Origin of the sequence: Shinella granuli (assembly GCF_004341885.1) — a bacterium.
In the GTDB taxonomy this organism is placed as follows: domain Bacteria; phylum Pseudomonadota; class Alphaproteobacteria; order Rhizobiales; family Rhizobiaceae; genus Shinella; species Shinella granuli.
In genome coordinates this window covers 86,997-104,582 of sequence record NZ_SLVX01000024.1, presented here as the reverse complement: position 1 = coordinate 104,582, position 17,586 = coordinate 86,997, and the positions used below count along the sequence as shown (strand labels likewise).

Below are 17,586 nucleotides of genomic sequence, written 5' to 3'. Positions count from 1 at the left end.
TCCGCTGTCCGTACCCGGAATTCACTCCCGTGTTCGGCGCTGAACATCAAATTCACGCCGACCGCTGGCGTGTCGCCGGCGTTATAGATAATTTCCGCATCGCCCGCTACATCAATGTATCCATTTGCATACTGCCGTTCGGCGAACGGGGGCTTCTCCAATTGCGAGGCCCTGTTTTCATTTCCGATTTACCGATCGATGCCGTGCGGCGGCGGCCGTCCTCTCGTCATCCGCTTGACTGTATACAAATGTGTGCAATAAAGCAGGTGAGGTGCAGCAAAGTGAAACGGTTCCGGCATGCTTGACGGCTCGACAGACTACGACGTGCTCATCGCAGGCGGCGGCAATGCCGCGCTCTGCGCGGCGATCAGCGCCCGGCGGGCCGGCGCGCGGGTGCTCGTCGCCGAGGGCGCACCGCGCTTCTACCGGGGCGGCAACACGCGCCACACCCGCAACATGCGCTGCGCGCACGACGCGGCGACCGAAACGCTTTCCGGCCCCTACAGCGAGGAGGAGTTCTTCGACGACCTGCTGCGCGTGACCGGCGGGCGAACGGACGAGGCCCTGGCGCGCATGATGATCGCCGAATCCAAGGAGATGCTGACCTGGATCGTCGAACAGGGCGTGCGCTTCCAGCCCTCCCTCGGCGGTACGCTCAGCCTCGGGCGCACCAATTCCTTCTTCCTCGGCGGCGGGCGGGCGATGCTCAACGCCCTTTACCGGACGGCCGAAAGCCTTGGCGTCGAGATCGTCTATGACGCCGAAGTCGTGGACCTTGCGATCGAGGGCGCGCGGTTCCGCTCCGCCACCGTGCGGCATGCGGGCAAGGACGTCTCCATCCGCGCAAAGACCTTCATCGCGGCCAGCGGCGGCTTCGAGGCGAATATCGACTGGCTGAAGGAGGGCTGGGGCGAGATTGCCGAAAACTTCCTCATTCGCGGCACGCCCTACAATCGCGGCACGGTGCTGCGGATGCTGATCGACAGGGGCGTGATGCAGATCGGCGATCCCACCCAGTGCCATGCCGTCGCGATCGACGCGCGTGCGCCGAAATTCGACGGCGGCATCATCACGCGCCTCGACTGCGTCGTCTTCGGCATCGTCGTCAACAGGCATGCCAAGCGCTTCTATGACGAGGGCGAGGATGTCTGGCCGAAGCGCTATGCCATCTGGGGGCGGCTCGTCGCCGCCCAGCCGGGCCAGATCGCCTATATCGTCTTCGACGCGCCCTCGCTCGAACTCTTCATGCCCTCGCTCTTCCCGCCGGTAGAAGCCGAGACGATCGGCGAACTTGCCGAGAAGCTGGGCCTTTCACCCGCTGCGCTGGAGCGTACCGTCGCCGGTTTCAACGCCGCGGTCCGGCCCGGCACCTTCGACCATACGGCCCTCGACGACTGTCGCACCGAGGGCCTCGAACCCGCCAAGACCCACTGGGCGCGGCGCATCGAGACGGCGCCCTTCTATGCCTATCCGGTCCGGCCGGGCATCACCTTCACCTATCTCGGCGTCAAGGTGGACCGTGCGGCGCGCATGGTGATGGCGGATGGCCGCCCGGCGGCCAACATGTTCGCCGCCGGCGAGATCATGGCCGGCAACGTGCTCGGCCAGGGTTATGCCGCCGGCATCGGCATGACGATCGGCAGCGTCTTCGGCCGCATTGCCGGGCGGGAGGCCGCCCGTCTCGTTTCGTCCGCAAGCCAGTCCCCGGAGGCCGCATGAACATCCACACCTCCCTCCCGCCGGTCCATGCGACGGCAAGCCTTGCCGAGGCGGACCGCCTGATGACGGTCTGCAATTCCTGTCGCTATTGCGAGGGGCTCTGTGCCGTCTTTCCGGCCATGGAGATGCGGCGGGCCTTTTCGGACGGCGATCTCAACTATCTTGCCAATCTCTGTCACAGTTGCGGCGCCTGCTTCCACGATTGCCAGTTCTCGCCGCCGCACGAATTCGATGTGAACGTGCCGAAGACGCTGGCGATCGTGCGCAACGATTCCTACCGGGCCTATGCCTGGCCGCGCGCCTTTTCCGGCCTGTTCCATCGCAACGGACTGGCGATCAGCCTGATCGCGGCGCTGAGCGTCGCGCTCTTCATCGCCGGCTTTGCCGCCTGGCACGATCCCGCCGTGCTCTTCGGCGTGCATACCGGGCCTGGCGCCTTCTACAAGCTGATGCCGCACAATGTGATGGCGCTGCTCTTCGGCGCGGCCTTCGCCTATGCCGTGGTGGCGATGGCGATGGGCATCCGCAATTTCTGGAAGGATATCGGCGAGCCCGCCGGCACGCTCGGGGAACCCGCTTCGATCTGGCAGGCAGTCCGCGATGCGGGAAGCCTGCGGTATCTCGACGGCGGCGGGGTCGGCTGCATGAACGAGGACGACAAGCCGACCGACCGGCGGCGTCTCTACCATCACATGACGTTCTACGGCTTCCTCCTGTGTTTTGCCGCGACCTCGACGGCGACGCTCTACCACTACCTTCTCGGCCTCGAAGCCCCCTACCCCGTCTATGATCTCCCGGTCGTGCTCGGCACGCTCGGCGGCATCGGGCTCCTCGTCGGGCCGGCGGGCCTGCTCCATGCGAAATGGCGGCGCGATCCCGTTCTCAAGGACGGTTCGCGCACCGGCATGGACGTCGCCTTCCTCGTCATGCTGTTCCTGACGAGCCTAACCGGCCTCCTGCTGCTCGTCCTGCGCGCGACGCCGGCCATGGGCCTGCTGCTCGCCCTGCATCTCGGTGTCGTCTTCAGCCTGTTCGTCACCATGCCCTATGGCAAGTTCGTGCACGGCATCTACCGCTTCCTCGCGCTGGTGCGCTATGCGAAGGAGAAGCGGCAGATCGACGGAGCCTGAAGCCTATCGGAACCATGACGCCGTTGCCGTGGTGGGCTTGCGACAGCGGACCCTGGCTTTGTTCGTAGTGCCTGCGCTTCCTCGCGCTTGAACAGGCAATGCCGGTGACCTATCGCCTTTCCGGCAGCGACGGGAATGTGCTGCAAGGGGCTGCCGCCTTCGTCCTCCAGCGCATCGACGGCGTGATCGATCTTGCCTTCAGGATGCCGGCATCATGAACATCAGGCAGCTCGAAGGAGAAGAAGGACGGCAAACCCTATGTCTGCCCCATTCCGGCCGGGATGAAGCCGACCGAAAAGCGATCGTGAGGACGCCCTCTCAGGAATGGACGGTGATTTCCGGCCCGGTCATCCTTCCCCGTCATCCGCCGGGGCCGGAAGGGTTTCATCGACCATTTCCTTGCGGCTCAGCAGTCCGGCATCTTCCAGCGCTTCGATATCCGGCAGGTCGCGCAGCGTCTCCATGCCGAAGGCGGAGAGGAACTGTTTGGTCGTCACATAGGTATAGGGCGCGCCCGGCGTCGGGCTGCGCGGTCCGGAGCCGATGAAGCCGATATTGCGCAGGGCGCCGATCGTGTCGCGGCTGACCTCCTTGCCGAAGATCTTCGACAGTTCGCCGCGCGTGACCGGCTGGAAATAGCCCACCGCCATCAGCACCATCGCCTCGAATTCCGAAAGCAGCGCCCCGCCCCCGCGCGTGGGCGTGGAGGACGCCCGGATCGCATCGGTGTAGCGTGGGCGGGTCCGGTGCTGCCAGCCGCCGGCGACGGCGACGATCTCGTAGGGGCGCCCGTGCAGGTCTTCCTTGAGATCGTCGATGAGGAGGTCGATGCTGCAATCCCTGCCGACGATGCGGGACAGCGTCTCGCGTGTGACCGGTTCGGCCGAGGCGAAGATGACGGCCTCGATGCGCAGCATCCATTCCCGCCAGCGCAGGTCTGGCGGCAGGTCCTCCAGCTCGCGATCGAAGAGGATCTCCTTCTCCGTCTTCGCCTTGCCGGCGCGCGGCGCCCTGGGAGCGGTCGATCCGGTCATCGTCACAGCCCGAAGATCCGGAAGGAGGTGCGGCCCGACAGTTCACGCACGGCGCCGAACCCTTCCAGTCGCTCGAACAGCCGCGTGCTGGCCCAGCGGGAGAGGTTGGTGCTGCGTGCGGAGGCCGAGATGGCGTCCTCGTCGAGCAGCTTGCGGATGACGGCGCCGGCCCCCTTTGTGCGCACCTTCGGCGCGGCGGCAAGAAGCTGTTCGGCACGACGCGCGACTTCGCCGGCCGAGCGCAGCGCGGCCCCGGCACCCTCGGCCAGCGCGAGGCAGACGGCGCGCTCGAAGCCCGGCTCGCCGGGGCGCACACGCCCCCTCCCCCCAAGCGTGCGGAAAGCCGGACCATGGCGTTCGGCCATCAGCAGCGGCACGGCATGCTGCCATTTGAGCTTTTCCGCGATCATCGCATCGCCGAGCGCCCAGGCGAGCGCTTCGGCGTCCGGCCGCTCGGCATGGATGGCGGCCACGAGCTCGGCCGCGGCGAAGGGCGCCGGGCGACCCGACTGGAGGATCGCTTCGGCATGATCGACGGCCGCACCGAGCCGCGCGTCCCAGGCAAGGCCGAAGAGATCGGCAAGGTCGGCGACGAATTTCGAGGTGATGGCGCCCTTGCGGCCGGCGAGCCTGCTAAAAGCGAGGAAGAGTTTTCCGGCCGGGCCCGGATCGTCGCCCGGTGCCGTCAGCAGGGCCGCATCGCGCAGGGCCGCCTCGTCCTCTCCCCTGCCCGCCAGCCGGACGGCGGCGACGGCGCAGGCAAGCGCCTGGCGCGCGCGCCAGCAGCCGGCCCAGACAGGCTCGGCGCGAACGAGGTCGTCCAGGGTTTTCAGGGCGATGCCGGCGGCGAAGGCGGCGTCGAGTTCATCCGGGGTCCGGCCGCGCGGCTGCGCCCAGCCGGGCAGATGCGTGGGCGGCAGGACGACGGGAACAGGTGGGCGTGCGCGCGAATCCATGTCGGCGAGTTTACATGGCGCGTGCGGTTTGTGCTGTTTTTTCCAGCGCATTCGCACAGCTTTTCGATTTTTCCCGGCGGACGCCCGCCTAATGAACCGTTAAGGCGGTTGGTACGACTTTAAATGTATATTAATGCAAATTTAATCGCGTGCCGGTGCTTGCCCAGTCTTTCCTTGGTTTCCCGGCCGTCTGCATGCAGGCTCCCTCCCGTCAGCGCGCAGGGATCCGCCCTTCGTTGCAGCGACAGGGCCTGGATTGCTGTGGAATGATCTCGTTCGTCATCCGACTGAAGAGCCGCGCGCATTTCGTCCTCGACCGGGGCCGGCACGCCAGGGGCGAGGCATTCGTCGGCACCAATGCGCGCCGCAGGAAGCAGGCGCGGCAGCGGGTGGCGATCATGATCGCGATCTTTTCGGCGGTCTATCTGGTGATCGGCGGGCGCCTTCTGCAATACGGCCTTTCCGAGCCTGTCCTTTCCGCGTCGATCGGCGGAAATGGCCATGCGATCGCCTCACGCCCCAACATCACGGACCGCAATGGCGAGCTGCTGGCGACGGACCTCCACATGGTCTCGCTCTATGCCGATCCCCGCCGCATCGTCGATGCCGACGAAGTGGTCGAAAAGCTCGCCCTCGTCATTCCCAACCTCGACTGGGGCGATACGCACAGGAAGCTGCGCTCCCCCAGCGCCTTCCAGTGGCTGCGGCGGCAACTGACGCCCAGGCAGCAGGCCGAGATCCTGGCGCTCGGGCTTCCGGGCATCGGCTTCCGGCCAGAGAAGCGGCGGTTCTATCCGGGCGGCGCCACCGCCTCGCATATTGTCGGCCATGTCAATGTCGACAACCAGGGCCTTGCGGGCATGGAGCGCTATCTCGACCAGCAGGGGCTGGCGGACCTCCGGGCCGCCGGGCTGACCGACGATGCCCACCTGGCGCCGGTCCGGCTGTCGATCGACCTTCGCGTCCAGAACATCGTGCGCAACGTCGTCGCCAAGGCGATGACCGACTACGAGGCCGAAGCGGCCGGCGCCGTCATCCTCGACGTGGAGACCGGCGAGGTGCTGGCCATGGCCTCGGTGCCTGACTACGACCCGAACGCGCCGTCCCGCACCCTGGCGGATGGAAGCGTCGACAGGGACTATGAGAAAGGCTGGTTCAACCGCATCAGCAACGCGACCTTCGAGATGGGCTCGACCTTCAAGAGCTTCACCCTGGCGATGGGGCTCGATGCGGGCAAGATCACGCTGAACTCCGTCGTCGATGCCTCCCGCCCGATCCGCATGGGCGGCTTCACCATCCGGGATTTCAGGGGCAAGAACCGCCCGCTCTCCATCCCGGAAGTGTTCCAGTATTCCTCCAATATCGGCACCGCCGCGGTGGCCGACATGGTCGGCATCGACGGCCACCAGCAGTTCCTCACCCGGCTCGGCCTGTTGTCGAAGCTGGCGACGGAGATGCCGGGCGTCGCGACGCCGACCCAGCCGCGCACATGGAAGAAGATCAATTCCGTCACGATCTCCTTCGGCCACGGGGTTGCCACCACGCCCCTGCAGACCGCCGTCGCGGCCGCCGCGCTGGTGAATGGCGGCTACCTCATCCCGCCGACCTTCCTTCCGCGCACGAAGGACGAGGCGCAAACGCTCGCGACCCGCGTCCTCAAGGAAGCGACGAGCGCGGACATGCGCTTCCTCTACGACTGGAACGGACAGAGGGGATCGGGCCGAAACGCGCAGGTCGACGGCTTCCATGTCGGCGGCAAGACCGGGACGGCCGACAAGGTCATCAACGGACGCTACGCCAAGAACATCAATTTCAACGCCTTCGTCGCCGCCTTTCCGATGGACAGGCCGCGATACATCGTCCTTTCCATCATCGATGCGCCCCGGACGGGCGAAAACGGCGGGCGAACCGCGGCGTCCACCGCAGCGCCGATGATCAGGGCCATCATCCAGCGCGTCGCGCCCCTTCTCGGCGTCAAGCCGCGCTTTGGCACGCCGGAGGCGGAGATGCGGCTGGTCGATTATTAGGTTTGCCGTTCTACTGGCGCGCGAATAGGCGCATGCATCGGCACGCCTTTATCCTGTGGCCTTCAGCGACATAGTCTGCGCTTCGGATCGAAGCGGCCTATATCGGCCATGTCCGCATCACGATCGATTTTCTCGGGGAGATGCAGGTCAATATCGATATTGCGGCTGCGAGGGGTCGGCGCCATGCATATCGCGATAGCCAACACGCCGTCACGCTGTTCACCCCCGCCGACGAAGACGACCTGCTCTATCTCGGCATCGCCGGTGGCAATCGGCGGCGGGCCAGCCGCTTCGGCGTGCCGCGGCCGATGTCGGTTATGGACCGCTCATCAACTTCAACCGCAATGTCAGGGCGCGACGCGGCGGGCGACGGAGCGGCTTCGCTTGTCCAGCGCCAGGGTGAGAGCGCCGGTGATCTCCTCGTCGCGGAAGGGCTTGTTCACCACCGCCAGCGCACCGTCGAAACCCTGTTGCACCGATGTCGGATCGCCCGTCACGAAAATGACGTCGATGCCGAAGCGGTCGATCAGCCGCCGCGCGAGAAGCTGGCCGCTGTTTCCGTCGGAAAGGTTGAGATCCACCAGTGCGATGTCGGTGCGCGGGGCATAGGCAAGGGCCTGCTCCACGGTCGACACCGGGCCGATGGCTTCATGGCCCCCGTTTTCCACCACGTCTTCCAGAAGTTTGGCGATCAGGAATTCGTCCTCGACGATCAGAACGCGCATCGGCTCCTCCCGTTCAACGCGTCAGGCGGATTTCGAAGCGTGCTCGGGCTTGCCCTTGCGCTTCGTTGAAGCGAGTTCCTTCAGCTCGCTCTGCGACATGGATTTTTCCATGCTGCGCGAGGCGCCCTTCAGTTCGCTCTTCTTGATGTCGCCGCGCTTGGCGGCCAGTGCGGCCCCGGCAGCCTTCTGCTGCGCTTTCGATTTTGCAGGCATGGAATACCCTCCTTGTGGGAATATTCCCAGCAAACCCGCAGGCCTTCCAAATGTTCCCTCGATATCGGCGGGTTTTAGCGGCGGCACGGCATGTCGGTTTCCGGTTTTTTGGGGAACCAAGCGGGGGCGCTTGCGTTTGTTGAAAAGACGAAGCCCGTTCGCAGGAGTTCAACGTGCGCCAGAAGAAAAAGCCGCTTGCCCGCAAACCCGCCGTCACCCCCGAGGCCGACCTGAGGAACACCCGCAAACACCGCAATTCCTGGGAACCGCAGGTGATCGTGCCGCAACAGGTCGATCTGCCGCTCATCCGGCAGGATCACGAGGAAGTGGTCGTGCCCGCCGCGCCGAACGGCCGCAGCCTCGTCAACGGACGGCTGTGAAGGGGCGACGGACATGCTTGTGAAGGACGTGATGTCCGCCCAGATCGTGACCGTCTCTCCCAATGACACCGCCCAGTCGGCCGCGCGGCTGATGCTTGAAACCGAAGTGGGCGCCCTGCCGGTCGAAGTGCCGGGCGTCGGCGCCATCGTCGGTATCATCACGGATCGAGATATCGTTGTCTCGGTCCTCGGGCGGGGGCATTCCACCTCGATGGCGATTGCCGAATTCATGACCGTGTCGCCTGAAGTGTGTAACGAGGGCGATGACACGGCAATGGTGGCGGCCCGCATGCGCGAACTCGGTGTGCGCCGTCTCGTGGTGGTGAACGACGACCGGCGGGTCGTCGGCATCGTCAGCCTGGTCGACATTCCCGCCGAAAGACCCGCGACGGAGGAACGCCAATGACCATCTTTGCGACCGATCGGCTGTGGGATGAGGCCGTCGTGCTCGAGAGCGACAGGCAGGTGCTTCGCGTGCAGAGCACGCGGGACGCCCTCCTGTGCCTGAAGAACCATTGGCCGATCGAAGACGGACCTGCAGCGCTGATGGCCAGAAGCGTCTGCGAGCAGGGGCTGACGAGTGACGACGACCCGGCCTTCGCGCGCCGCGCCTTCATCGAGGCGGCGAAGGAAGCCGGTTTCCGCGTGAATTCATGGACGACGACATAGATCGCCGCCGCCACCGAAGGGACATCATCGTGAATGACGAGCGCCAGGAATGGATCAGCAAGCGCGCCTATGGCCTGTGGGAGGCGGAAGGACGCCCCCACGGCAAGGATCGTGAACATTGGGAACAGGCGGCGCGCGAGCGCGCCGAACTGGAACGGGTCGCCCTGCCCGAGCATCTGAAGACGAAACGCAATTCCAACGAGGCCGACGACGCCACCCGCAAGGCCGTCGACGCGATCCGCCGGCCGCGGCGGAAAGACGACGAGGCGCTTGCGCTTCGCCACTAGAGCAATTCCAGCAAAAGTGCGAAGCGGTTTTGCGTCCGGAACTGCGTTGGAATTGAAGAGTTGGGGCCTTTTCGCGATTCGAAAAAAAGCGGAAATGCTCCAATGCGAGCATCCCTAACCCCGCTGCGCCCTTTTGCGGGTTTCGAGAAAGCGCAGCAGGCGTTCCTCTTCCACCCGCAATCCTGAAATGTCGAGCGCGGGGCGCCGCAGCGCAAGGCCAAGGGTCTCCGGTTTTTCGGCGAGCGCGATGATGTCCGGATGGATGTAGCTCGACCGGGCAATGGCCGGCGTGTTGTGCAAGCTTTCCGCCGCCGCGTCGGCCATGCCCTTGATCGTCGGGCGGTTGCCCTCTTCGATCGCATGGCGAGCATGGGCGAAGGCGACGAGGCTGCCGGCCCAGGTGCGGAAGGTCTTCGCCGAAATGGCGATGCCGGAAATCTCGGCGAGATAGGCATTGAGCCGGCCGGAATCGATCGGCCGGACGAGATCACCCTCGTCCTTCCACACGAAGAGCTGGCGGCCCGGCAGGTCGGCGCACTCTTCGAGCAGGCGCTGGAGGCGGGGATGCTTCAGCGTGCGGCGCACGCGCTTGCCGCCCTTGGCGGTGAAGCGCAGCGCGATGCGCCCGTCGACAAGGGTCACGTGGCGCTTGAGCAGTGTCGTCGCACCGTAGGTCTTGTTCTCGACCGCATAGGCCCGGTTGCCGACACGAAGCTGGGCTTCGTCTAGCAGCACGGTGATTGCCGCCAGCATCGTGTCCACAGCGCCGGCCTCGCCTTCAAGATCACGCTTCACCGCACGCCGCAGTTTCGGCAGCGCGCGGCCGAAGGCGATGAGCTGGCCGAACTTGTCGCCGCTCTTCAGCGCCTGCCAGTCGGGATGGTAGCGATACTGCTTGCGCCCGCGCGCATCGTAGCCGGTCGCCTGCAGGTGGCCGTTGGCCTCGATGCAGATCCAGACATTCTCATAGGCCGGCGGCAGGCCGAGGGCGGTTATGCGTGCCTTCACGGCAGCGTCGCGCAGGAGCGCGCCGTCGGGCAGGCGATAGCAGAAGCCGCGGCCGGTCCGCTGGCGCCGGATGCCCGGTTCGCTGTCGCTGACATAAACGAGACCGGTCTCCTTCAGGTTTTCCGGCGCCATGGTCGATCGTCATCCCGCAGGTTCGAAGACGGCGATGCTTGCGCCGGCGACCATGACGGGGCCGTCCGCAGGATGTTCGGTGAAGGCGCCGTCTTGCGATCCCGTGTCGAGCGTCCGCTTCCATGCCGTGATGCCGTTTGCGGCGGGCAGCATCACGTCGCAATCCCCGCCTGCATTGAAGACCATGAAGAGCTGGTCCGCCCCTTCCCCGTTGGCCGGTTTTGCGAGGAAGAGACCGAGGGTGCGCAGATTGCCGTCCGTCCAGGTAGCATCGGTCATGTCGCCGCCGTCCGGCTTGTACCAGGCGATCTCGACCGTGCCGCCCTCCCCCGCTTCGCCCGTCAGGAACCGCTCCTGCCGGAGCACCGGATGGGCCTTGCGGAAGGCGATGGCGCCCTTGCAGAAATTGAGGAACGGATCGTCTAGACCGTTCCAGTCTGTCCAGCCGATCGCGTTGTCCTGGCAATAGGCGTTGTTGTTTCCGCTCTGGCTGTTGCCGAGCTCGTCGCCGCCGAGCAGCATCGGCACGCCCTGGCTGAGCAGCAGGGTCGCGATCATGTTGCGCCGGCGACGGTCGCGCGCCGCGCGGATGGCCTCGTCCTCGGTCGGCCCTTCGGCGCCCATATTGTGCGAGTGGTTGGCGGAATGGCCGTCGCGGTTGTCCTCGCCATTGGCCTCGTTGTGCTTGCCGTCATAGGAGACGGTGTCCATGAGCGTGAAGCCGTCATGGGCGCTGATCAGGTTGACCGACGAGGTGGCGCCGCGGTCGGAATGGTGGAACTGCGGAGCCGAGCCGGTGAGCCGTGCCGCAAGCCCCGAAACGAGGCCGTCATCGCCCTTCCAGAAGCGGCGCACGTCGTCGCGATACTTGTCGTTCCATTCCCGGAAAGGATGCGGGAAACCGCCGACCTGGTAGCCGCCGTCGCCGACGTCCCACGGTTCGGCGATCAGTTTCACGCCGGAAAGCATCGGATCCTGCCGGATCGCATCGAAGAACGTGCCTTGGCGGTCGAACTCGATGTGCCGCGTGCGGCCGAGGGTGCTGGCCAGATCGAAGCGGAAGCCGTCGACATGCATGATGCCGACCCAGTAGCGCAGGCTGTCGAGCACCATGCGCAGCACCATGGGATGGGCGATGTTGAGCGTGTTGCCGGTGCCCGTCGTGTCATAGGTGTGGCGCAGGTCGTCCGGCGACAGGCGGTAATAGCTGAGATTGTCGAGCCCGCGGAAGCTGAGGGTCGGGCCGCGCTCGGAACCTTCGGCCGTGTGGTTGTAGACGACATCCATGATCACCTCGATGCCGGCGGCATGGAAGCGTTTCACCATGGTCTTGAACTCGATGACGGCACGGCCGGAGAGGAAACGCGGCTGCGGCGCGAAGAAGCCGAGCGTCTGGTAGCCCCAATAGTTGCGCAGGCCCTTTTCCAGGAGATGGCGGTCGTCGGGAAAATACTGGATCGGCAGGAGTTCGATGGCGGAAATGCCGAGGTCGACGAGATGCTCGATGATCGGGTCGCTCGCCATGCCCATGAAGGTGCCGCGCAGCTCTTCCGGCACGCCCGGATGGTTCATCGTCATGCCGCGCACATGCGCCTCGTAGATGATCGTCTCGGTCCAGGGCCGGCGGATGGCGGCATCGCCCGCCCAGTCGAAATCCGGATCCTGCACCACGCCCTTGACCATGAAGGGCGCGCTGTCGCGATCGTCGAAGGAGAGGTCTTCCTCCGGATCGCCGATGCGGTAGCCGTAGAGCGCATCGTCCCAGGCTATCTCGCCGATGATCTCCTTGGCATAGGGATCGAGCAGCAGCTTGTTCGGATTGAAGCGGTGGCCGTTCTTCGGATCGTAGGGGCCTTGCGCCCGGTAGCCGTAGACGGTGCCGGGCTTCAAGCCGGCAATATAGCCGGACCAGATGCCGCCCTCGCGCTTGGGGAGCGGCAGGCGCGCCGTCTCCTCCTTGCCGTCGTCGGAAAACAGGCAGAGCTCCATCTGTTCGGCGTGGGCAGAGAACACGGCGAAATGCGTGCCCTCGCCGGTGAATTCGGCGCCGAGTTCCGGCTTCATGAAATCGAGTTCGGAAAATGAATAGCCCATGTGATGTCCCCTTCGGTCGAGCATGCGGCTCCTGAAGCCCGGACCGCTGCTGCGGATGTTCCATCGCGACCTGCGACGGGTTTCGGAAGCGCCGGTCGGGGGTGCGAAGAGAGCGATGGTGCAATGCGAAAAGGCGCGATTTGTTCCGGAACATTTTCGTCGCCGCCCGGTTCCCTCCCCCATTACGCCACGAGAGGATCCGCATGACGCAGACATCGTCGACGCTGGGACGCTGGGGACCGAGCCTCCTCGAGGACGGCCGGGTGCAATTCCGCCTCTGGGCGCCTGCCGAAGAGACGGTCACGCTGCTCGTCGGAGGAAACGAGATCGCCATGCGCCCGGCGGGTGAAGGCTGGCATACGGCCGAGACAGATCTTGCCCGGCCCGGCGACCGTTATTCCTTCCGCCTCCCCGATGGTCTTGTGATTCCCGATCCCGCCTCGCATGCGCAGGAGAAGGGTGTCGAAGGCCCGTCCATCGTCGTCGACCATGCCAGCCATGCCTGGCAACACCCCGGCTGGAAGGGCCGTCCCTGGGAGGAGGCGGTGCTCTACGAGCTGCATATCGGCACCTTCACGCCGGAAGGCACCTTCCGTGCCGCCATCGACCGGCTTGCCCATGTCCGTGACGTCGGCATCACCGCCATCGAGATCATGCCCGTCGCGCATTTCGCCGGGCGACGCGGCTGGGGCTATGACGGCGTGCTGCACTATGCGCCGCACAACGCCTACGGCACGCCCGATGACCTCAGGGCGCTGGTCGATGCCGCCCATGGCCATGGAATCATGGTCCTGCTCGATGTCGTCTACAATCATTTCGGCCCGGTCGGGAACATCCTGCCGCGCATCGCTCCGGCCTTCTTCCATCCCGAGCGCCATACGCCCTGGGGCGCGGCGCTTGCCTTCGAGCAGGAGCCGGTGCGCCGCTATTTCATCGACAATGCTCTGCAATGGATCGTCGACTACCGGTTCGACGGCCTGCGTCTCGATGCGACCGAGGAGATCAGCGACGAGAGCGAAAAGCATGTCCTCATCGAGATGGCGGAAACGGTCCGGCAGGCAGTGCCGGACCGGCCGGTGCATCTCGTCGTCGAGGATCAGTTGAGCCGCAAGAGCCTTCTCAACCGCGATGGCGGCGTGGTGCGCCACTATACGGCCGGCTGGAACGACGCGTTCCATCACGCCCTGCATGTCGTCGCCACCGGGGAGCGGCAGGGGCACTACGCGCCCTTCGCGGAAAACACCACGGCTCTCCTGCGTGAGGCGACAGCCAAGGGCTTCGTGCATGCGGATCGCAACCAGGACCGGGTGGGGCCGGCGCCGCAGGACCGCCTGCCGCCGCAGGTCAACGTCAATTTCCTGCAGAACCACGACCAGGTCGGCAACCGCGCCTTCGGTGACCGGCTCACGCAGATTGCCGATCCGGCGCTGTTCGACGTCATGACGGCGATGCTGTTGCTGGCGCCACCGGCCCCCATGCTTTTCATGGGCGAAGAATATGGCGAGGAACGCCCCTTCCTCTTCTTCGCCGATTTCACCGGCGATCTTGCCCAGGCTGTACGGCAGGGGCGCAAGCAGGAGGCGGAGAAGTTCGGCGGGCTGGAGACGGACAAGACCCTCGACGATCTTCCCGATCCGATCGCGGAGGAGACGATGCGGCGCTCGACGCTCGACTGGTCGCGCGCCGCATCGCCCGATGGCCGGCGGCGGATGGATTTCGTGCGCTATCTCATCCGGCTCCGGCAGGCGCATGTCGCGCCGCTGCTCTCCGCGGCAGCCGCGCCGCAGATCCTGCCTGCCGAGGACGGCGTTCTTGCCGTGGACTGGCATTTCTCTGCTGGGACGCTTCGCCTGCGCGTAAACCTGACGACGGAACGCAAGGCCTGGCCGGCGGCCGGCGGAGAGACGATCTTCGAACGGGGGGCGGACGGCGCGGCCGGGCCGGCGATTGCCGTCACCATCGATCGCGCCGGCAAGCCGCCGCGTGGAGCCGCCATTGGAACCAAAGTGCCGCTCGTCTGTTTCTAGAGCAGCGCCGTCGGACCCGGTTCGCCGGCGCGGCTTTAGAGTGTTGTTTTTATCGCAGTCCGGTGCCGAGGCGACATTCCTTCATCCGGACATGCTCTCGTCAAAGCGCAGCAAGAGGTCCTCATGCCCATCGGCGACATCATGACCCGCAATGTCCATCTCGTCCGGCCCGAGGAGACCCTGCAGTATGCCGCAAGCCTGATGGCGGAATGGGATATCGCCTTCCTGCCCGTGGCGGATGCCAGCGGTCTTGTCGGCACGCTTACCGATCGCGACATCATCCTGCGTGCCGTCGCGCCGGGGCTCGATGCGGAAACCACCAAGGTCAGCGACGTCATGACGACCAACATCACCTATTGCTTCGACGACGAGGAGCCGGAAAGCGTGCTGGCCAACATGCAGTCGCTGCATCTGCGCCGCCTTGCCGTGCTGGATCGCCAGAACCGGCTGGCCGGTGTCGTTTCGCAATCGGATTTCAAGCGCCGCCGGACCTGACCGTTGCGTACCGCCGGCCAGCGAGGCAATGTCTTGATCCCGATCCGTTCGACCTATCGCCTCCAGTTCCGCAACGGCCTGGATTTTGCCGCCGCCCGCCGGCTCGTGCCCTATCTCGAGGCGCTCGGTATCAGCCATCTCTATGCGTCTCCCGTCATGACGGCGGTCGGTGGCTCGACCCATGGCTATGACATCACCCATGCAAACGAAATCGATCCGTGCCTCGGCGGGCTCGACGGCCTGCGGCGCCTGTCGCGCGACCTGCACGACCGCGGCATGGGTCTCATCCTCGATATCGTTCCCAACCACATGGCCGCCCATCTGGAAAATCCCTGGTGGCGGAGTGTCGTGACATGGGGGGCGGACAGTCCATATGCCCGGCATTTCGATATCGACTGGTCCGAGCGCCTGACGCTTCCCTTTCTCGGCAGCGGCTTCGACGCGGAGCTGGCAAGCGGGGCGATAAGCCTTGCGCTCGACCCGCGCGACGTCGTGCCAGCGCTTCGCTATCACGAGACCTTCTATCCGCTGCATCCGCACAGCTATCCGCAGGCTCTGGCGGATGTGAGGTGGCCGGCCCTTGCGGATCTGTGCACGGCCGGCGCCGGCCTCCAGCCCGGGGACGAGGCGGAAAACCGGCGCCGCCTGTCCGGCGTGCTTGCGACCCCGGGCCATCGTAAGGCCATCGCCGAAGGGTTGGAGGCGATATCGCGGGACGTCGCGCGGCTTCATGCAATACACGATGCCCAACCCTGGCGGCTGACCGACTGGAAGACCGCCGGCCGGCACCTCAATTATCGCCGCTTCTTCGAGATCGCCGGCCTGGTGGGCATGCGCGTGGAGGATGTCGGCGTCTTCGAAGATACTCACCACCTGATCATCGACCTCGTGCGCGAGGGGATCCTGGACGGGCTCAGGATCGACCATGTCGACGGGCTTGCCGATCCTCTCGGCTATCTCAGGCGCCTGCGCGATGCCGTCGGCCCCGCGCCCTCCATCATCACGGAAAAGATCCTGGAGAGGAACGAACCCTTCCCGGCGGATTGGCCCGTCCAGGGCACGACCGGTTACGAATTCATTGGGGCGCTTGCGGATGTTCTCGTCGATGAATGGGGGCAGAAACGGCTGCAACAGGCTTTCACCGCATTGAAACCGCCGGACCGGCAGAATTCCTATTCCGAGGAGAGGCGGAGCGCCAAACGCCAGATGCTGATGGAGAACTTTGCGGGCGAGGTGGCGGGCGTCGCGCGCCTTGCAAGGGCGATCGCCGATGCGGACGGGCTGGAATTCGACCGTGGGGCACTGGCCGGGGCGATCCGCTCCCTTATCATCGCGCTGCCCGTCTACCGAACCTATACGACGGCGACCGTGGTGCCCGAAGGCGACCGCATCTTGGTGCAGGGTGTACGCAAGGACGCGATCGAGGCGGCGGAGGGGGACGAACTCCGTTCCGCGATCGATTTTGTGGCCGGCCTTCTGGTCGACGATCCGCATCCTGCCGAAGCAGGCTCCCGCGCCGAATTCCGGCGGCGCTTCCAGCAACTCAGCGGCCCGATCATGGCAAAGGCGGTGGAAGACACCCTTTTCTATCGGGAAAACGCCGTCATCGCCCTGAATGAGGTCGGGGGCGATCCCGGTGCCGCGATCGGTGGCGTATCGGCCTTTGATGCCTTCATGGCGCACCGGGCCGAGACCATGCTGCACGGCCTGTCGGCAACCGCGACCCATGATACGAAGCGGGGCGAAGATGCCCGCGCCCGGCTTTACACGCTGACCGAAGCGCCGGACACCTGGATTGCCGCGACGCGGCGATGGAGCGCGCTCAACGCATCCCTGCGCACCATGTTCGATGGGCGAACGGTGCCGGAGCCGGAGGTAGAATGGCTCATCTATCAGTCGCTCGCCGGCATCTGGCCCTCCGGTGCCCTTGGCGATTCCGCTGTGCTGCAGGCACTGGCGGAGCGGATGAGGCTCTACGCCACCAAGGCCCTGCGCGAGGCCAAACGCGCCACGAACTGGACAGAACCCGATGCCGAATACGAGCGGTTGGTCGGTGCTTTCATCGACGGTCTGATGCGGCACGATGCCTTCCTGCGGGATTTCGACGCGACACTTGCCCCCTTCATCGATGCCGGCCGGGTGAATGCCCTCAGCCAGGCGATGATCAAGCTGACGGCGCCGGGCATTCCCGATCTCTACCAGGGCAGCGAGCGCTGCGATTTCTCCCTCGTCGATCCCGACAACCGGCGATGCTGGATGTCACCGGAATGGCGATCCCCGAAAGGCCTGAACCCGCCGGTGCGGCCTTTCCCCTCTACAAGCAATGGCTCACGGCGACCGTGCTGGCGGCAAGACGGAAGAGCCCCCTCCCCTTCTCGGGCCCTTACCAGCCCCTCGCCGTTTCCGGCGGAGACGGTGGCGTGCTTGCCTTCCTGCGCGGCACGCAGCAGGCCTTCGCGATCGTCGCCGTTCCCCGGCTCGCCTTTGGAAAGGTGGCACCCGGCACCCTGCTGTTGCAGGATACGGCCCTGCGCGAGATGGCCACTGCCCTCCCCTCTCGCTTGGTTGGTTGCGTCGTGCGCTCCGTTCTCGATGGAGACACTTTCACGCTCGGCCAGGATCTCCCGCTTTCCCTCCTCTTCGCCAAGTCCCCTGCGGCACTGCTCCTTTCGGTGGACCAGTAGGTAAGC

The 17,586-nt window shown here is 65.5% G+C and carries 17 protein-coding genes; 11 read left to right on the top strand and 6 right to left on the bottom strand.

Features of this window, described 5'->3' with window-relative positions; genetic code table 11:
- The 3 genes from EV665_RS32670 to tcuB all read left to right on the top strand — a co-directional run.
- Positions 1–305 (top strand): hypothetical protein (locus EV665_RS32670; RefSeq protein WP_210234681.1); only part of this gene is annotated, 305 nt, incomplete at its 5' end.
- Positions 298–1,719 (top strand): FAD-dependent tricarballylate dehydrogenase TcuA, encoded by a 1,422-nt coding sequence (gene tcuA, locus EV665_RS26485; RefSeq protein WP_133036366.1) that lies wholly within the window; start codon positions 298–300, stop codon positions 1,717–1,719. The genes EV665_RS32670 and tcuA, both read left to right, overlap by 8 nt.
- Positions 1,716–2,849 carry a tricarballylate utilization 4Fe-4S protein TcuB gene (gene tcuB / locus EV665_RS26480; RefSeq protein ID WP_133036365.1) on the top strand — a complete coding sequence of 378 codons (1,134 nt, stop codon included), beginning with the start codon at positions 1,716–1,718 and terminating at the stop codon, positions 2,847–2,849. Before tcuA ends, tcuB begins: the two co-directional genes overlap by 4 nt.
- A 347-nt stretch (positions 2,850–3,196) precedes the next feature.
- Here the strand turns inward: tcuB and scpB are convergent, their stop codons facing one another.
- Positions 3,197–3,883 carry an SMC-Scp complex subunit ScpB gene (scpB, locus tag EV665_RS26475; RefSeq protein ID WP_133036364.1) on the bottom strand — a complete coding sequence of 229 codons (687 nt, stop codon included), beginning with the start codon at positions 3,881–3,883 and terminating at the stop codon, positions 3,197–3,199.
- 2 nt (positions 3,884–3,885) lie between these two features.
- Positions 3,886–4,839, bottom strand: coding sequence for a DUF1403 family protein (locus EV665_RS26470; RefSeq protein ID WP_133036363.1), 954 nt, complete (start codon positions 4,837–4,839; stop codon positions 3,886–3,888).
- Positions 4,840–5,105: 266 nt separating this feature from the next.
- On the opposite strand from EV665_RS26470, the gene EV665_RS26465 reads away from it, so the two are divergent.
- Complete coding sequence (locus tag EV665_RS26465) at positions 5,106–6,866, top strand: peptidoglycan D,D-transpeptidase FtsI family protein (RefSeq protein ID WP_133036362.1); 1,761 nt, start codon at positions 5,106–5,108, stop codon at positions 6,864–6,866.
- A 347-nt stretch (positions 6,867–7,213) separates the two neighbouring features.
- Here EV665_RS26465 and EV665_RS26460 read toward each other — a convergent pair whose 3' ends face one another.
- Positions 7,214–7,591: a response regulator gene (locus EV665_RS26460; RefSeq protein ID WP_064333892.1), complete on the bottom strand. Its 378-nt coding sequence runs from the start codon at positions 7,589–7,591 to the stop codon at positions 7,214–7,216.
- Between the two features lie 21 nt (positions 7,592–7,612).
- Complete coding sequence (locus tag EV665_RS26455) at positions 7,613–7,804, bottom strand: DUF3008 family protein (protein ID WP_064333893.1); 192 nt, start codon at positions 7,802–7,804, stop codon at positions 7,613–7,615.
- A 173-nt stretch (positions 7,805–7,977) separates the two neighbouring features.
- Between EV665_RS26455 and EV665_RS26450 the strand changes: the two genes are divergently transcribed.
- From EV665_RS26450 to EV665_RS26435, 4 genes are read left to right on the top strand one after another with little or no spacing between them, the layout of a single operon-like run.
- The gene (locus tag EV665_RS26450; protein WP_064333894.1) at positions 7,978–8,184 is read left to right on the top strand and encodes a hypothetical protein; all 207 of its coding nucleotides are present in this window, start codon (positions 7,978–7,980) and stop codon (positions 8,182–8,184) included.
- Positions 8,185–8,197: 13 nt separating this feature from the next.
- On the top strand, positions 8,198–8,590 hold the full coding sequence (locus tag EV665_RS26445; protein ID WP_133036361.1) for a CBS domain-containing protein: 393 nt from the start codon (positions 8,198–8,200) through the stop codon (positions 8,588–8,590).
- A gap of 2 nt (positions 8,591–8,592) precedes the next feature.
- The gene (locus EV665_RS26440) at positions 8,593–8,853 is read left to right on the top strand and encodes a DUF982 domain-containing protein (RefSeq protein WP_133036372.1); all 261 of its coding nucleotides are present in this window, start codon (positions 8,593–8,595) and stop codon (positions 8,851–8,853) included.
- Positions 8,838–9,140, top strand: coding sequence for a DUF2934 domain-containing protein (locus EV665_RS26435; protein WP_133036360.1), 303 nt, complete (start codon positions 8,838–8,840; stop codon positions 9,138–9,140). The genes EV665_RS26440 and EV665_RS26435 overlap by 16 nt, the downstream gene beginning before the upstream one ends.
- Before the next feature lie 114 nt (positions 9,141–9,254).
- On the opposite strand, the gene EV665_RS26430 is transcribed toward EV665_RS26435, so the two are convergent.
- Positions 9,255–10,280, bottom strand: a complete 1,026-nt coding sequence (locus tag EV665_RS26430; protein WP_133036359.1) for a DNA topoisomerase IB — start codon at positions 10,278–10,280, stop codon at positions 9,255–9,257.
- Positions 10,281–10,289: 9 nt separating this feature from the next.
- Positions 10,290–12,374 (bottom strand): glycogen debranching protein GlgX, encoded by a 2,085-nt coding sequence (gene glgX / locus EV665_RS26425; protein ID WP_133036358.1) that lies wholly within the window; start codon positions 12,372–12,374, stop codon positions 10,290–10,292.
- Positions 12,375–12,577: 203 nt separating this feature from the next.
- Between glgX and treZ the strand changes: the two genes are divergently transcribed.
- The 3 genes from treZ (at position 12,578) to treY (ending at position 17,584) form a co-directional block, all read left to right on the top strand.
- Entirely contained in the window at positions 12,578–14,401 is a 1,824-nt protein-coding gene (gene treZ, locus EV665_RS26420) for a malto-oligosyltrehalose trehalohydrolase (protein WP_133036357.1), read from the top strand.
- A gap of 123 nt (positions 14,402–14,524) precedes the next feature.
- Positions 14,525–14,896, top strand: coding sequence for a CBS domain-containing protein (locus EV665_RS26415; RefSeq protein ID WP_064333900.1), 372 nt, complete (start codon positions 14,525–14,527; stop codon positions 14,894–14,896).
- 33 nt (positions 14,897–14,929) lie between these two features.
- Positions 14,930–17,584, top strand: a complete 2,655-nt coding sequence (gene treY, locus EV665_RS26410; RefSeq protein WP_162853167.1) for a malto-oligosyltrehalose synthase — start codon at positions 14,930–14,932, stop codon at positions 17,582–17,584.
- Positions 17,585–17,586 lie beyond the last annotated feature (2 nt).

What these genes read in the sequence shown, in the direction of transcription:
- tcuA (WP_133036366.1), top strand. Translation starts at nt 298, where the DNA reads ATGCTTGACGGCTCGACAGACTACGACGTGCTCATCGCAGGCGGCGGC.
- tcuB (WP_133036365.1), top strand. Translation starts at nt 1,716, where the DNA reads ATGAACATCCACACCTCCCTCCCGCCGGTCCATGCGACGGCAAGCCTT.
- scpB (WP_133036364.1), bottom strand. Translation starts at nt 3,883, where the DNA reads ATGACCGGATCGACCGCTCCCAGGGCGCCGCGCGCCGGCAAGGCGAAG.
- EV665_RS26470 (WP_133036363.1), bottom strand. Translation starts at nt 4,839, where the DNA reads ATGGATTCGCGCGCACGCCCACCTGTTCCCGTCGTCCTGCCGCCCACG.
- EV665_RS26465 (WP_133036362.1), top strand. Translation starts at nt 5,106, where the DNA reads ATGATCTCGTTCGTCATCCGACTGAAGAGCCGCGCGCATTTCGTCCTC.
- EV665_RS26460 (WP_064333892.1), bottom strand. Translation starts at nt 7,591, where the DNA reads ATGCGCGTTCTGATCGTCGAGGACGAATTCCTGATCGCCAAACTTCTG.
- EV665_RS26455 (WP_064333893.1), bottom strand. Translation starts at nt 7,804, where the DNA reads ATGCCTGCAAAATCGAAAGCGCAGCAGAAGGCTGCCGGGGCCGCACTG.
- EV665_RS26445 (WP_133036361.1), top strand. Translation starts at nt 8,198, where the DNA reads ATGCTTGTGAAGGACGTGATGTCCGCCCAGATCGTGACCGTCTCTCCC.
- EV665_RS26435 (WP_133036360.1), top strand. Translation starts at nt 8,838, where the DNA reads ATGGACGACGACATAGATCGCCGCCGCCACCGAAGGGACATCATCGTG.
- EV665_RS26430 (WP_133036359.1), bottom strand. Translation starts at nt 10,280, where the DNA reads ATGGCGCCGGAAAACCTGAAGGAGACCGGTCTCGTTTATGTCAGCGAC.
- glgX (WP_133036358.1), bottom strand. Translation starts at nt 12,374, where the DNA reads ATGGGCTATTCATTTTCCGAACTCGATTTCATGAAGCCGGAACTCGGC.
- treZ (WP_133036357.1), top strand. Translation starts at nt 12,578, where the DNA reads ATGACGCAGACATCGTCGACGCTGGGACGCTGGGGACCGAGCCTCCTC.
- EV665_RS26415 (WP_064333900.1), top strand. Translation starts at nt 14,525, where the DNA reads ATGCCCATCGGCGACATCATGACCCGCAATGTCCATCTCGTCCGGCCC.